This window comes from Verrucosispora sp. TAA-831, assembly GCF_050780145.1.
In the GTDB taxonomy this organism is placed as follows: Bacteria; Actinomycetota; Actinomycetes; order Mycobacteriales; family Micromonosporaceae; genus Micromonospora.
Map to the genome: position 1 here is coordinate 6,812,025 of NZ_CP192240.1, position 14,384 is coordinate 6,826,408.

Here is a 14,384-nt window from a genome sequence, read left to right on the forward strand (position 1 = left end):
ACTGCCGTCCCGGAGCGGACTGTCGGCCTCAGGCCGACAGGCGGGTGCGGCCCTTGGCGCGACGGGTCGAAAGGATGGCGCGGCCGGCCCGGGTGCGCATGCGCAGCCGGAAGCCGTGGGTCTTCGCGCGCCGGCGGTTGTTCGGCTGGTAGGTGCGCTTGCTCACGTCAGGCTCTCCGTTGTCGGACGCCCGGACACATGGATCGTCCGGGTCGTGGTGGTCCAGGCCGCCGCTGCGGTGGCCCCGATCGGCGCTGCCCGAGTGGCTTGTCACCCCGGTGTGACGGGGCGCGACCGTGGGCAGCAAGCACCCATCACCCTAGCAGAGGGCGTGAGAGCAGCCCCTCCACCCTAGGTCGGGGTGCAATCACCGTCAAACCGGCGCACTCGGGCCGTCACCTGCGACGACAAGCGCCCGAAAGCGGGCGATTTCGCTGATGCCGACAACGTGCCAGGCGCGTCGACGGTTGATGATGCGGCGACATCGCTGTTACCGTGCCCGATTGCGGTCAGCGTCTCCAGTTCCGGGATGTCGCCGCCAGGCAAGACCGGACACGGTAGTGAATCGTTCGGCACGGTGAACCCGCTTCAGCGCCCGGCCACGGCAGGGGGCAGGTCCGACCCGCGCCCGGCGGGCGGCCACAATCGGTCGGTACACAGGCTGTGGATAACTTGTGGAGGACGACCGGTGCGGCGTCCGGGTGGGTGCGACGTCACACCGCTCGGTACCAGGCATCCGGACAGCCGGGGGACGGCGGCGTCCGGGGGAGCAGAGGCGAGGGGGTGGCACGACGGTGGCCGGTACGACCGACCTTGCCGCGGTGTGGACGGCGACGACGGACGAGCTCGCCGACGAGATCATCTCCGCGCAGCAGCGGGCGTACCTGCGGTTGACCCGGCTGCGGGCCATCGTCGAGGACACCGCGCTGCTCTCGGTGCCGGACGCGTTCACCCGGGACGTGATCGAGTCCCGACTGCGTCCGGCCATCACCGAGGCGCTCACCCGCCGACTGGGTCGGCCGATCCAGGTCGCGGTCACCGTCCGGGTACCCGAGGACGGGCACCCCACCGGCACCGTCTACCGCAGTTCCCCGGAGCCCGGCGTCGGTGGGCAGGACGGCCCGGTCGACTTCGACGCTCGCGGGTCGGACGGCGGCGGAGCCGGTGACCCCGGTCGCCAACAACTCCCGCTGATCCCGGAACAGCCGCAGCCGGGCCGGTTCGACCGGCCCGTGGCGGAGGTGTCACCGGCCGACGGCGGTGGACGGACCGGTCCCCCGTTGGTCGACGGCCAGGAGACCCTCTTCGGCCACGCCTTCGGTGAGCCGTCCCGACCGCACGACCGGCCGACCGAGGTGCCCCGGCGGCCCGCCGACCGACTCGGCTTCACCGAGCAGACCGGCCGCCTGGACCCGCCGCCGAACGGCCCGCGCGGCTTCCCCGGACGATACGGCGAGGACCACGGTGTCTCGCCCCGCGACCAGCACGTGATCCGGGCGATGCCGAACGACGGCGGCACCGACAGCGGGCCCGGTCGGGGCAGCGCCGACCACCGCCCGGTCGGACGTGACGACCGCCGTCTGCCGACCGGCGCGGACAGTGGCGGCAACCGGCTCAACCCGAAGTACATGTTCGAGACGTTCGTCATCGGTTCCTCGAACCGGTTCGCGCACGCGGCGAGTGTGGCGGTGGCCGAGTCGCCCGCGAAGGCGTACAACCCGCTGTTCATCTACGGCAGTTCGGGGTTGGGCAAGACCCACCTGCTGCACGCCATCGGGCACTACGCCACCACGTTGGGCAACGCCCGCTCGGTCCGGTACGTCTCGACCGAGGAGTTCACCAACGACTTCATCAACTCGCTGCGGGACGACAAGACCAGCGCGTTCCAGCGGCGCTACCGCGACGTCGACATCCTCCTGATCGACGACATCCAGTTCCTGGAGAACCGCGAGCGCACCCAGGAGGAGTTCTTCCACACCTTCAACACGCTGCACAACGCGAACAAGCAGATCGTGATCACCTCCGACCGTTCGCCGAAGCAGTTGGCGACGCTGGAGGACCGGCTGCGGACCCGGTTCGAGTGGGGCCTGCTGGCCGACATCCAGCCGCCGGACCTGGAGACCCGGATCGCGATCCTGCAGAAGAAGGCGGCCCAGGAGCGGCTGTACGCCCCACCGGACGTGCTGGAGTTCATCGCCTCCCGGGTGTCGAACTCGATCCGGGAGTTGGAGGGCGCTCTGATCCGGGTCACCGCCTTCGCCAGCCTGACCCGGTCGAGCGTGGAGCTGTCGCTGGCCGAAGAGGTGCTGCGGGACTTCATCCCGGACGGCGCCGGTCCGGAGATCACCGCCGACCAGATCATGGTGGCCACCGCCGACTACTTCGGCGTCAGCCTGGAGGACCTGCGCGGGCACTCCCGCTCCCGGGTACTGGTCAACGCCCGTCAGGTGGCCATGTACCTGTGCCGGGAGCTGACCGACCTGTCACTGCCCCGCATCGGACAGGCGTTCGGCGGACGGGACCACACCACCGTCATGCACGCCGACCGCAAGATCCGCCAGCAGATGGCCGAGCGGCGTTCGCTCTACAACCAGATCGCCGAGCTGACCAACCGGATCAAGCAGAACACCTGAGGCGTACGCCACCTCACAGCGATACCCACGACCCGGCCGGAGCCTCGGCCGGGTCTCTTTTCGGTCTCGACCCTGGACTCTCGACGAGGTGTAGACCACACCGTCGCAGGCGTGTCCGCTTCGGCCCGCACTCGTTGTCCACAGCTCGTTGTCCACCGGCGGTGGATAACGACGTACCGTCGGCACCCGGTTACCCACAGGCTGTGGAGAAACCCTGGGGACAACGCTGTGGACGCCTGTGGGCGACTGGGGAAAACTCGGCGCTCTGTCCACCGACGACGAACCACCTGTGGACGCCCTGTTGAAGGTTCTGGGGATGACGGGGTCCGAGACGGTCTCGGCTGTCCACAGGACTGGGGAGAAAGTCGGTGGATTACCGGTGGACAACCGGTGGACGACGGTGGACAACGCGGTGCACGACGAGGGCCTGTGGACCACCAGGCAGGTTTTACCCCGGGTTCTCCACAGCGAAACCACACGTGGATAACCGCTCTGAGCTGCGACGACGCGAGTTCTCCACAGTTTGCACAGGTGCGATGAAGACGATGGGTTATCTCTTCTAAAAGAACGAAAACCAATCATCACCGTTGGACTTCCTGTGGATCGGGCCGATGCTGTCGGAGGCATCCGTCAGCATCGACTCGATCGCCAGGGGTCGGGCGCACAGCCGATACCCTCGCGCCCTAAGGTGCGATGGGTACCCGCACGCCAGGTGGGTCGGTGGGCAGCGGCCGGCATGAGAGAGTTGACGACGTCGACGTCGACGCGGAGGCATTGATGAAGTTCCGAGTGGAGCGCGACGCGCTCGCTGAGGCCGTGGCCTGGACCGCGAAGAGCCTGCCCAACCGGCCGTCCGTACCGGTGCTGGCCGGCGTGCTGCTCCGGGTGACCGAGGGCAGCCTGCAGGTGTCCGGCTTCGACTACGAGGTCTCCAGCCAGGTGACCGTGGAGGTGCAGGGCGACGCCGACGGCGCCGCGTTGGTCTCCGGTCGCCTGCTCGCTGAGATCACCAAGGCACTGCCGGCCAAGCCGGTGGACATCGCCGCAGTCGGCGCCCACCTCGAACTGGTCTGCGGTAGCGCCCGGTTCACCCTGCCCACCATGCCGGTGGAGGACTACCCGACGCTGCCGGAGATGCCGGAGAGCGCCGGCACCGTCGACGCCGCCGCCTTCGCCGCCGCAGTCGCCCAGGTGGCGGTCGCCGCCAGCCGGGACGAGACGCTGCCGATGATGACCGGCGTACGCCTCGAACTCTCCGGCGGCACGCTCGCCATGCTCGCCACCGACCGATACCGGCTGGCGCTGCGCGAGATGGAGTGGCACCCGGACGACGCGGACATCAGCATCAACGCGCTGGTGCCGGCGCGGACCCTCAACGACACCGCCAAGACCCTCGGGCCGCTCGGCGGTCACGTCGTCCTCGCCCTGTCCCAGGGCGCGGCCGGTGAGGGCATGATCGGTTTCTCCGGTGGCACCCGCCGGACCACCAGCCGCCTGCTGGACGGCGCGAACTACCCGCCGGTGCGGTCCCTCTTCCCGGCCAACCACAACGCCGACGCCCGGGTGGCCGTCAGCACGCTCATCGAGGTCGTCAAGCGCGTCGCGCTGGTCGCCGAGCGGACCACCCCGGTGCTGCTCAGCTTCAGCGCCGACGGCCTGGTCGTCGAGGCCGGCGGCACCGAGGAGGCCCGGGCCAGCGAGGCCATGGAGGCCACCTTCACCGGCGAGCCGCTCACCATCGGCTTCAACCCGCAGTACCTGATCGACGGGCTGGCCAACCTCGGGTCCCAGTTCGCCGTGTTGCAGTTCGTCGACGCCTTCAAGCCGGCGGTGATTTCCCCTGCTGGTGAGGATGGCGAGCTCATCCCTGGGTACCGGTACCTCATCATGCCGATCCGCGTGTCCCGCTGATCGACAGAGCACACCCGAAACCCACGAAAGGTAAGAACCGATGCAGCTCGGCCTGGTAGGACTCGGCCGGATGGGCGGCAACATGCGCGAGCGGTTGCGTGCTGCCGGTCACGAGGTGGTCGGTCTCGACCACAACTTGGAGCTGAGTGACGTCAGCAGCCTGGCCGAGCTGGCGGAGAAGCTGGACGCACCCCGGGCGGTCTGGGTGATGGTGCCCGCCGCCGTCACCGATGCCACGATCGACGACCTGGCCGGAGTGCTCGGCGAGGGCGACCTCATCATCGACGGCGGGAACTCGCGGTTCAGCGACGACGCGCTGCGCGCCGAGCGGCTCAACGAGCGCGGCATCGGCTACGTCGACGTCGGGGTCTCCGGCGGCGTGTGGGGCCGACAGAACGGCTACGGCCTGATGGTCGGCGGTGCCGACGAGCACGTCGAGCGGCTCAAGCCGATCTTCGAGTCACTCAAGCCCGAGGGTGAGTTCGGCTTCGTGCACGCCGGCCCGGTCGGCGCCGGCCACTACGCCAAGATGGTGCACAACGGCATCGAGTACGGCCTCATGCACGCCTACGCCGAGGGCTACGAGCTGATGGCCGCCTCGGAGTTGGTCACCGACGTGCCGGGCGTGATCAAGTCCTGGCGCGAGGGCACCGTGGTCCGCTCCTGGCTGCTGGACCTGCTCGACCGGGCGTTGGACGAGGACCCGGAGCTGAACCAGCTCAGCGACTACACCGAGGACACCGGTGAGGGCCGCTGGACGGTCGACGAGGCGGTCCGGCTCGCCGTACCGCTCAACGTGATCACCGCGTCGCTCTACGCCCGGTTCGCGTCCCGGCAGGACGAGTCACCGGCGCTGAAGGCCGTCTCCGCACTGCGCCAGCAGTTCGGCGGGCACGCCGTCCGTAAGCGCTGACCGGCGCCCGGCCCCGTGTACGTCCGCCGGATCGAACTGGTCGACTTCCGCTCCTACGAGCGGGTCGGCGTCGACCTCGAACCGGGGCCGAACGTGCTGATCGGCGCCAACGGCGTCGGTAAGACCAACCTGGTCGAGGCGCTCGGGTACGTGGCGACGCTCGCCTCGCACCGGGTCGCCACCGACGCGCCACTGGTCCGCGCCGGAGCCACCGCTGCGGTGATCCGCTGCGCGGTGGTGCACGAGGGCCGGGAACTGCTGGTCGAGTTGGAGATCGTGCCGGGCAAGGCCAACCGGGCCCGGCTCGGCCGTTCACCGGCCCGCCGCGCCCGTGACGTGCTCGGTGCGCTGCGGCTGGTGCTGTTCGCCCCGGAGGACCTCGAACTCGTCCGGGGCGACCCGGCGGAACGCCGCCGCTACCTCGACGACCTGCTGGTGTCGCGCCAGCCCCGGTACGCGGGGGTCCGCGCCGACTACGAGCGGGTCGTCAAACAGCGCAACGCCCTGCTGCGGACCGCGTACCTGGCGCGCAAGACCGGTGGCTCCCGGGGCGGCGACCTCTCCACCCTGGCTGTCTGGGACACGCACCTGACCCGGCACGGCGCCGAACTGCTCGCCGGTCGACTCGAACTGGTCGCCGCGTTGGCACCGCACGTCGCCAAGGCGTACGACGCGGTGGCGGCCGGACGCGGCGCGGCGGGCATCGCGTACCGGCCGTCGGTGGAGCTCGCCGAGCCGACCACCGACCGGGAGACGCTGGCCGCGATCCTGGCCGCCGCGCTCGCGGAGTCCCGGTCCGCCGAGACCGAGCGGGGCACCACCCTGGTCGGCCCGCACCGGGACGAACTCGCCCTCACCCTCGGCCCGCTGCCCGTCAAGGGGTACGCCAGCCACGGCGAGTCGTGGTCGTTCGCGCTCGCGCTCCGGCTCGCCGGCTACGACCTGCTGCGCGGCGACGGCATCGAACCGGTCCTGGTGCTCGACGACGTCTTCGCCGAGTTGGACTCCGGACGGCGGGAGCGGCTGGCCGACCTGGTCGACGGCGCCAGCCAACTGTTGGTGACCTGTGCGGTCGCCGACGACGTACCGCCGGCCCTGCGCGGTGCCCGCTTCGAGGTGGCCGAGGGGACGGTGCGTCGTGTCGGATGAGCCGGACCGGCCGCACCCCGACGCGGCTCCCACCCGTGCCCGCGGGGCCGACGACGGCGTCGCAGCGCCCCGCCGGGCGACCCGGGGCCGGGGTTCGCGCGGCGCGGGCCGGACCACCCCGACCGGCAACGACGAAGCCGGTGCGTCGCCCCCGGCCGGTCCCGGCCGGTCCGCAGGAGCCTCCGCCGAAGGCGGCCCGGCGGCCACGGGCGCGGACGCGGACACCCCGGCGGACGGCACCTCCGGGCCGCAGCTCGCACGGGCGGTGCTGGACGCCGCCAAGGCCCGCCGGGAGGCCGCCAAGCCGCGCCGACGCGGCGTCACCGGAGGGGGTACAGGCGAGCGACGGCTGCGCGGCTACTCCGGTCCCGGGCCCGATCCGCGCGATCCACAACTGCTCGGCACCGTGCTGGCGCGGCTGGTGAAGGCGCGCGGATGGCAGCAGCCGGCCGCCGAGGCGACCGTCTTCGGCGCGTGGGAGCGGGTGGTCGGGCCGGAGGTGGCCCAGCACAGCCGTCCGGTGAAGCTGGAGAACGGCGAGTTGACCGTGGAGGCCAGGTCCACCGCCTGGGCCACCCAGCTCCGCCTGCTCGCCGGATCGCTGCTGCAACAGATCGCCCGCGAGATCGGCCACAACGTGGTGCGCAAGCTGCACATCCACGGCCCGGCCGCGCCGTCCTGGTCACGCGGCCCACGCCGGGTACGCGGCCGGGGCCCCCGCGACACGTACGGCTGAGGACCCGACCCGTTCCCCGCGTGGCGTACGCCGCACCTGGCGGGTGCGGCGTACGCCGACGGTCAGGAGTGCGCGGCGCGACGCGGCGCGGCCGACTCGGCGTAGACCGCGAAGCCCCGCTCGGCACAGCGCCGGTAGAACGCCGCCACCACGCTCAACTCGGCACAGGTGTACGTCCACTGCGGCGGCGCGCCGCTCTCGTCCCGCAGTGCGTCCAGCCGACTGTCCAGCCAGCGCAACTGCTGCTCGGCCAGGCGGCCGTCGGCCAGCAGCGACCGCAGCACGGTGCCGACCGACTCGAACGTGACCGCCTCGCCGTGCGGACGGTGCGCGATCACGAAGCGCTCGATGCCGCCCGCGATCCAGGCGCAGCCGTCCGGGTCGATGACCGGGTCCTCGTCCTCCGCCGCCGCGTCTGTGGCGTAGAGCACACCGTCGAGTCCGAGGATCAGGTCGACCACCTCTGTGTACGCGGTGGCCCGGACCGTACCTGTCTTCGCGATCAGCTCGGCGAGCGCGGCGGTCGGCGCCGATATCCCCGGTACGTCGACGATCTCGCCGAAGTCGACGAAGTCGGCCGGCGCGACCGGATCGTAGAACTGGCCGGTCCGCGGCCACTGGACCGCGACGTTGTCCAGCCCCATCTTGGTGTCACCTCTCAACGGGCACGGGTGGGTCAATCGGGTCGATCGTCCGGTTCCGGCCCTGAAAGATCAAGGCCGGCCCGCCAACGCGAACGGACGGCAACGACCATGGTGGGCGATACCGGCCAGTAGCGCCGTCGGGGCCGCCGTCAGGGCCGTGTCGCCGTCACGCGACGGATCCGGCGATCATGCCCTTGCGTGTAGGGGGAGTCGCAGACAGCGCGGTTCGGCCCGCTCCGTAGATCTGAGCCGCCGCGAAGGGGTGCCGAGTGGTGGTTCTGTCGCCCGCGCACAGTAAGATTGGGGTGAGACGAAGACCCGGTGCGGAGCGACGGGTCACGGGCCCGACACGGGCCCGCGATCATTGTCCGACTCGGGTCGAGCCGATCGCGATCCGCGGGCAACCGCGGCGACCGGCGCGTTCGACCCGTACCCCGGATTTGTCCCCGGTGCCGGTCTGCGTGCCGACGTCGCGTCTGTCCGCCGAACCCGCGCCGGGCGTGCCTGACGGCGCGGACGGCGCGAGAAAGTGGCCGAGGGTGGCAGCGCAGGACAATCAGCAGTACGGCGCCGAGTCGATCACCGTCCTCGAAGGTCTGGAGGCGGTCCGTAAGCGGCCCGGTATGTACATCGGGTCCACCGGCGAACGGGGCCTGCACCACCTCGTGTGGGAGGTCGTCGACAACGCGGTGGACGAGGCGCTGGCCGGTCACTGCGACACGATCGACGTGGTGCTGCTCGCCGACGGAGGCGTACGGGTCACCGACAACGGGCGTGGCTTCCCGGTCGACCTGCACCCCAAACTGAAGAAGCCGGGCGTCGAGGTGGCGCTGACCGTGCTGCACGCCGGCGGCAAGTTCGACGGCAAGGCGTACGCCGTCTCCGGCGGCCTGCACGGCGTCGGCGTCTCGGTCGTCAACGCCCTCTCCACCAAGATGGCGGTGGAGATCCACAAGGACGGTTTCGTCTGGCGTCAGCAGTACCACCACTCCAAGCCCACCACCCTGGAGAAGGGCGAGCCGACCGACACCACCGGCTCGGCGGTCTCCTTCTGGCCCGACCCCGACGTCTTCGAGACGGTCGACTTCGACTTCCAGACCATCTACCGCCGCCTCCAGGAGATGGCGTTCCTGACCCGTGGCCTCAAGATCCACCTGCTCGACGAGCGGGTCGCCGAGGGCGAGGAGGGCAAGCTCCGCGAGGTGACCTTCCAGTACGAGGGCGGCATCGCCGACTTCGTCCGGCACCTTAACGCCTCGAAGAGCCCGATGCACAAGACGGTGATCGAGTTCGGTGCCGAGGAAGAGGGCATGTCCCTTGAGATCGCCATGCAGTGGAACGAGTCGTACGGCGAATCGGTCTACACCTTCGCCAACAACATCAATACCCACGAGGGCGGCACCCACGAGGAGGGCTTCCGGGCCGCGCTGACCAGCGTGGTCAACCGCTACGGTGCGGACAAGAAGCTGCTCAAGGGCGACGAGAAGCTCTCCGGCGAGGACATCCGCGAGGGCCTCGCGGCGATCATCTCGGTCAAGCTGACCAACCCGCAGTTCGAGGGTCAGACCAAGACCAAGCTCGGCAACACCCCGGTGAAGAGCTTCGTCCAGCGGGTCTGCAACGACCGGCTGGTCGACTGGCTGGACCGCAACCCGGCCGAAGCGAAGATCATCATCACCAAGGCGTCCCAGGCCGCCCGCGCCCGGATCGCCGCCCAGCAGGCGCGCAAGCTGGCCCGACGCAAGTCGCTGCTGGAGTCCGGCTCGATGCCGGGCAAGCTGGCCGACTGCCAGTCCACCGACCCGCGCGAGTCCGAGGTGTTCATCGTCGAGGGCGACTCGGCGGGCGGCTCGGCCAAGCAGGGCCGGGACCCGCGTACCCAGGCGATCCTGCCGATCCGCGGCAAGATCCTCAACGTGGAGAAGGCCCGGATCGACCGGGTGCTCAAGAACAACGAGGTGCAGGCGCTGATCACCGCGCTGGGCACCGGCATCCACGACGACTTCGACATGGAGAAGCTGCGCTACCACAAGGTGGTGCTGATGGCCGACGCCGACGTCGACGGTCAGCACATCCAGACGCTGCTGCTCACCCTCCTGTTCCGCTTCATGCGGCCACTGGTCGAGCTCGGTCACGTCTACCTCGCCGCCCCGCCGCTCTACAAGATCAAGTGGAACAAGAAGGGCGACGACGCGCAGTACGCGTACTCCGACCGGGAGCGCGACGGGCTGATCGCGCTGCGTCAGCAGAAGAAGCCGAACGCCAAGCCGGACGACATCCAGCGGTTCAAGGGCCTCGGCGAGATGAACTACCCGGAGCTGTGGGAGACCACGATGAACCCGGCGACCCGGACGCTGCGTCAGGTCACCCTGGACGACGCCGCCACCGCCGACGAGCTGTTCAGCGTGCTGATGGGCGAGGACGTCGAGGCCCGCCGCTCGTTCATCCAGCGCAACGCCAAGGACGTCCGCTTCCTGGACATCTGACGGACGCGCCTGCCGGACCGGAGTTCCGGTCCGGCAGGCCGATCCACAGAGTTATCCACAACTTGGCCGCTATCCACAGCAGTTATCCACAGGCACAAAAACGACTCTCAGTCTGATAAGGGTTAACAGTGACCGATTCCCCCGAGTCCACACCGAACGAGCCCGAGGTCCCCGAGGCGCCGGCTGCCGTGGTCGCCCACGACCGCATCGAGCCGGTCGGGCTCGAGGTGGAGATGCAGCGCTCCTACCTCGACTACGCGATGAGCGTCATCGTCGGGCGGGCGCTGCCGGACGTCCGGGACGGGCTCAAGCCGGTCCACCGCAAGATCCTCTACGCCATGTTCGACTCGGGCTACCGACCGGACCGCGGTTACGTCAAGTGTTCGCGCGTCGTCGGCGACGTGATGGGCCAGTTCCACCCGCACGGGGACTCGGCCATCTACGACGCCCTGGTCCGGATGGCCCAGCCCTGGTCGCTGCGCTACCCGCTGGTGGACGGCAACGGCAACTTCGGTTCGCCCGGAAACGACCCTGCTGCGGCGATGCGTTACTGTCTGACCGCAGATGTCCGTATTCGCACCGCTGATGGCAGCGTGCGGATCGGCGACGTGGTGCCGGGCGCGGCGTCGAGCAGCGAGACCGACATCGACCTCAAGGTCCGCGACCGCAACGGCGACCTGGTCCGCGCCTCGGCGTTCTTCCACTCCGGCGAGCACCCGACGCTGCGGCTGCGCACCCACGAGGGGTACGAGCTGACCGGCACCCACAACCACCCGGTGCTCTGCCTGGTGGACGTGGCCGGCGTACCGACGCTGCTCTGGAAGCTGCTCGCCGAGATCTCCCCCGGTGACCGGGTGTTGCTCCAGCGCAGCGTGCCGGACGAGATCGGCTGTCCGATGCCGGAACACGTCGAGGCCGCCGTCCTCGCGGGTGCCTTCGTCAGCGAGGGGTGGGTCTCCGAGACCCGCGCGGGCTTCAACAACGTCGACCGCGAGTTCTTCGTCCGCGTCCTGGCGGCCTACGACCTCGCCGTCGGTGGGCGCCGGCACGTCAGTGAGCGGGTGACCGCGTCCGGAAGCGTCCTGCACGAACTCGACATCCAGGATCTCACCGCGCTCCGGGCCAGCATCCTCGGCGAGACGATCGGTGCGCGCAGCGCCGACAAGGTCGTGCCGGAGTTCGTCTGGCAGGGGCCGGCCGCGACCAAGCGGGCCTTCCTCCAGGCACTCTTCGAGGGGGACGGTTCCTCCTCGATGCTGCCGCGCAACACCATCCAGATCTCGTACTCCACGCGCAGCGAGCGGCTCGCCCGCGAGGTGCAGCAGTTGCTGCTGGAGTTCGGCGTCGTCAGCCGCCAGTGCCGGTACGACGACGGCGAGATCAAGGTCGTGGTGACCACCCGCCGGGACGCGCGGATCTTCGCCGCCCAGGTCGGCTTCCTCGGCCGCAAGCAGGCCAAGCTGGAGTCGGAGCTGGCCTCGGTCCCGGCGAGCAGCACGGCGCTCTCCAGTGACCACGTGCCGCTGGTCGGTGACTTCATCCGGGAGCACGGCGCCAGCCGCTGGACCGAGCGGGACTGGCTGCGCCGGCACAACGTGGACCGGATCGAGCGTTGGGAGCGCGATCGCGCCGAGATCACCGCCCAGATCACCGAGTCCGAGGTGCTCGACGTGGTCGAGCCGCTGGTGGACGGTCGGTTCTACTACGCCGAGGTGGCCGGGGTCACCGACGCGGGTGTGCAGCCGGTCTACAGCATCCGGGTGGACACCGACGACCACTCGTTCGTCTCCGACGGGTTCGTCAGTCACAACACCGAGTGCAAGCTCGACCCGCTCGCCATGGAGATGCTGCGGGACATCGACGAGGACACCGTAGACCTGCAGGACAACTACGACGGCCGGGCCAAGGAGCCCACCATCCTGCCGTCGCGGATCCCGAACCTGCTGATCAACGGCTCCGAGGGCATCGCGGTCGGCATGGCCACCAAGATCCCGCCGCACAACCTGCGGGAGATCGGCGCGGCGGTGCAGTGGTGCCTGGAGAACCCGGAGGCGGACGAGGCCACCACGCTTGAGGCGCTGCTGGAGATCGTCAAGGGTCCGGACTTCCCCACCCACGGTCTGATCGTCGGCCAGTCCGCCATCCAGGACGCGTACCGCACCGGTCGGGGTTCGATCCGGATGCGCGCGGTGGTGGAGGTCGAGGAGGACAAGCGCGGTCGGCCGGCGCTGGTGGTCAGCGAGCTGCCGTACCAGGTGAACCCGGACAACCTGGCCGAGCGGATCGCGGAGCTGATTAAGGAGGGCAAGCTCGGCGGGATCGCGGACATCCGCGACGAGTCGTCCGGGCGTACCGGCATGCGGATCGTGCTGGTGCTCAAGCGCGATGCGGTCGCGAAGGTGGTGCTGAACAACCTCTACAAGCACACCCAGCTCCAGGAGACCTTCGGCGCGAACATGCTGGCGCTGGTCGACGGGGTGCCGCGCACGCTGAACCTGGCGCAGTTCATCCGCTACTACGTCGAGCACCAGATCGAGGTGATCCGGCGGCGGACGGCGTTCCGGCTGCGCAAGGCCGAGGAGCGGGCGCACATCCTGCGTGGTCTGTCCAAGGCGCTGGACGCCCTGGACGAGGTGATCGCCCTGATCCGGCGTTCGCCCACGGTCGAGGACGCCCGGCAGGGCCTGATCCGGCTGCTGGAGATCGACGAGATCCAGGCGACCGCGATCCTGGACATGCAGCTTCGTCGGCTCGCCGCGCTGGAGCGGCAGCGGATCCTGGACGACCTGGCCAAGCTGGAGCTGGAGATCGCCGACCTCAAGGACATCCTGGCCAAGCCGGAGCGGCAGCGGCGGATCGTCTCGGAGGAGCTGGGCGAGATCGTCGCGAAGTGGGGCGACGAGCGGCGTACCCAGATCATCCCGTTCGACGGCGAGGTCTCGATGGAGGACCTCATCGCCCGCGAGGACGTGGTGGTGACCATCACCCGTACCGGGTACGCCAAGCGGACGAAGGTGGACCTCTACCGCTCGCAGCGGCGCGGCGGCAAGGGTGTCAGCGGTGCCACGCTGCGGCAGGACGACATCGTCAGCCACTTCTTCGTCTGCTCGACGCACGACTGGATGCTGTTCTTCACCAACAAGGGGCGGGTGTACCGGGCCAAGGCGTACGAGCTTCCGGAGGCCAGTAGGGTGGCCAAGGGCCAGCACGTGGCCAATCTGCTCGCGTTCCAACCGGATGAGCAGATCGCACAGATCATCGAGATCCCGAATTACCAGGTGGCGCCCTACCTGGTCCTGGCGACGAAGAACGGCCTGGTGAAGAAGACGCGGCTTGAGGAGTTCGACTCCAACCGGTCCGGCGGAATCATCGCGATCAACCTGCGCGATGAGGACGAGTTGGTGGGTGCTGCGCTGGTCGACCCCGGTGAGGACCTGCTGCTGGTCTCCAAGAACGCCCAGGCGATCCGGTTCAACGCGACCGACGAGGCCCTGCGGCCGATGGGTCGGGCCACGTCGGGCGTGATCGGCATGCGCTTCAGCGACGAGGACGAGCTGTTGGCCATGGAGGTCGTCCGCGAGGGGCTGGACGTGCTCGTCGCCACGAACGGGGGATACGCGAAACGTACCCCGATCGAGGAATACCCGGTGCAGGGCCGGGGAGGTAAGGGCGTACTGACTGCGAAGATCACCGAACGGCGCGGTGGTCTGGTCGGTGCCGTCGTGATCGACCCGGACGACGAGCTGTTTGCCATCACCAGCAACGGTGGCGTTATCCGGACTCCGGTGAAGCCTGTACGCCGTACACGCGACCGGAACACAATGGGGGTCAAGCTGATGGACCTCCCGGATGGCGTGACTATCGTGGCGATTGCTCGCAATGCCGACGAGCCTGACGAACAGGACTAGTTGA

General features: G+C 69.5%; 9 protein-coding genes. 7 read left to right on the forward strand and 2 right to left on the reverse strand.

Translation table 11 applies throughout. The features are described from left to right. Positions 1 to 28: 28 nt before the first annotated feature. Positions 29 to 166, reverse strand: a complete 138-nt coding sequence (gene rpmH, locus ACQVFL_RS30310) for a 50S ribosomal protein L34 (RefSeq protein WP_067300964.1) — start codon at positions 164 to 166, stop codon at positions 29 to 31. A 628-nt stretch (positions 167 to 794) separates the two neighbouring features. On the opposite strand from rpmH, the gene dnaA reads away from it, so the two are divergent. The 5 genes from dnaA to ACQVFL_RS30335 all read left to right on the forward strand — a co-directional run bounded on the left by dnaA (position 795) and on the right by ACQVFL_RS30335 (position 7,342). After that, the gene (dnaA, locus tag ACQVFL_RS30315; protein WP_396696306.1) at positions 795 to 2,633 is read left to right on the forward strand and encodes a chromosomal replication initiator protein DnaA; all 1,839 of its coding nucleotides are present in this window, start codon (positions 795 to 797) and stop codon (positions 2,631 to 2,633) included. A 777-nt stretch (positions 2,634 to 3,410) separates the two neighbouring features. Then, positions 3,411 to 4,544: a DNA polymerase III subunit beta gene (gene dnaN / locus ACQVFL_RS30320; RefSeq protein WP_396696308.1), complete on the forward strand. Its 1,134-nt coding sequence runs from the start codon at positions 3,411 to 3,413 to the stop codon at positions 4,542 to 4,544. A 40-nt stretch (positions 4,545 to 4,584) separates the two neighbouring features. Beyond that, positions 4,585 to 5,457, forward strand: coding sequence for a phosphogluconate dehydrogenase (NAD(+)-dependent, decarboxylating) (gnd, locus tag ACQVFL_RS30325; protein WP_431728152.1), 873 nt, complete (start codon positions 4,585 to 4,587; stop codon positions 5,455 to 5,457). Positions 5,458 to 5,472: 15 nt separating this feature from the next. Next, positions 5,473 to 6,606, forward strand: coding sequence for a DNA replication/repair protein RecF (gene recF / locus ACQVFL_RS30330; protein WP_431728153.1), 1,134 nt, complete (start codon positions 5,473 to 5,475; stop codon positions 6,604 to 6,606). Then, positions 6,596 to 7,342 carry a DUF721 domain-containing protein gene (locus ACQVFL_RS30335; protein ID WP_431728154.1) on the forward strand — a complete coding sequence of 249 codons (747 nt, stop codon included), beginning with the start codon at positions 6,596 to 6,598 and terminating at the stop codon, positions 7,340 to 7,342. Before recF ends, ACQVFL_RS30335 begins: the two co-directional genes overlap by 11 nt. Positions 7,343 to 7,404: 62 nt before the next feature. Here the strand turns inward: ACQVFL_RS30335 and ACQVFL_RS30340 are convergent, their stop codons facing one another. Then, on the reverse strand, positions 7,405 to 7,986 hold the full coding sequence (locus ACQVFL_RS30340) for a hypothetical protein (protein ID WP_431728155.1): 582 nt from the start codon (positions 7,984 to 7,986) through the stop codon (positions 7,405 to 7,407). A gap of 539 nt (positions 7,987 to 8,525) precedes the next feature. Here ACQVFL_RS30340 and gyrB point away from each other — a divergent pair. Together gyrB and gyrA are read left to right on the forward strand one after the other, a co-directional pair. Further along, positions 8,526 to 10,472 (forward strand): DNA topoisomerase (ATP-hydrolyzing) subunit B, encoded by a 1,947-nt coding sequence (gene gyrB, locus ACQVFL_RS30345; protein WP_396696319.1) that lies wholly within the window; start codon positions 8,526 to 8,528, stop codon positions 10,470 to 10,472. 128 nt (positions 10,473 to 10,600) lie between these two features. Then, positions 10,601 to 14,380, forward strand: coding sequence for an intein-containing DNA gyrase subunit A (gene gyrA, locus ACQVFL_RS30350; RefSeq protein WP_431728156.1), 3,780 nt, complete (start codon positions 10,601 to 10,603; stop codon positions 14,378 to 14,380). The last annotated feature ends 4 nt before the right edge of the window (positions 14,381 to 14,384 follow it).

What these genes read in the sequence shown, in the direction of transcription:
- dnaN (WP_396696308.1), top strand. Translation starts at nt 3,411, where the DNA reads ATGAAGTTCCGAGTGGAGCGCGACGCGCTCGCTGAGGCCGTGGCCTGG.
- ACQVFL_RS30340 (WP_431728155.1), bottom strand. Translation starts at nt 7,986, where the DNA reads ATGGGGCTGGACAACGTCGCGGTCCAGTGGCCGCGGACCGGCCAGTTC.
- gnd (WP_431728152.1), top strand. Translation starts at nt 4,585, where the DNA reads ATGCAGCTCGGCCTGGTAGGACTCGGCCGGATGGGCGGCAACATGCGC.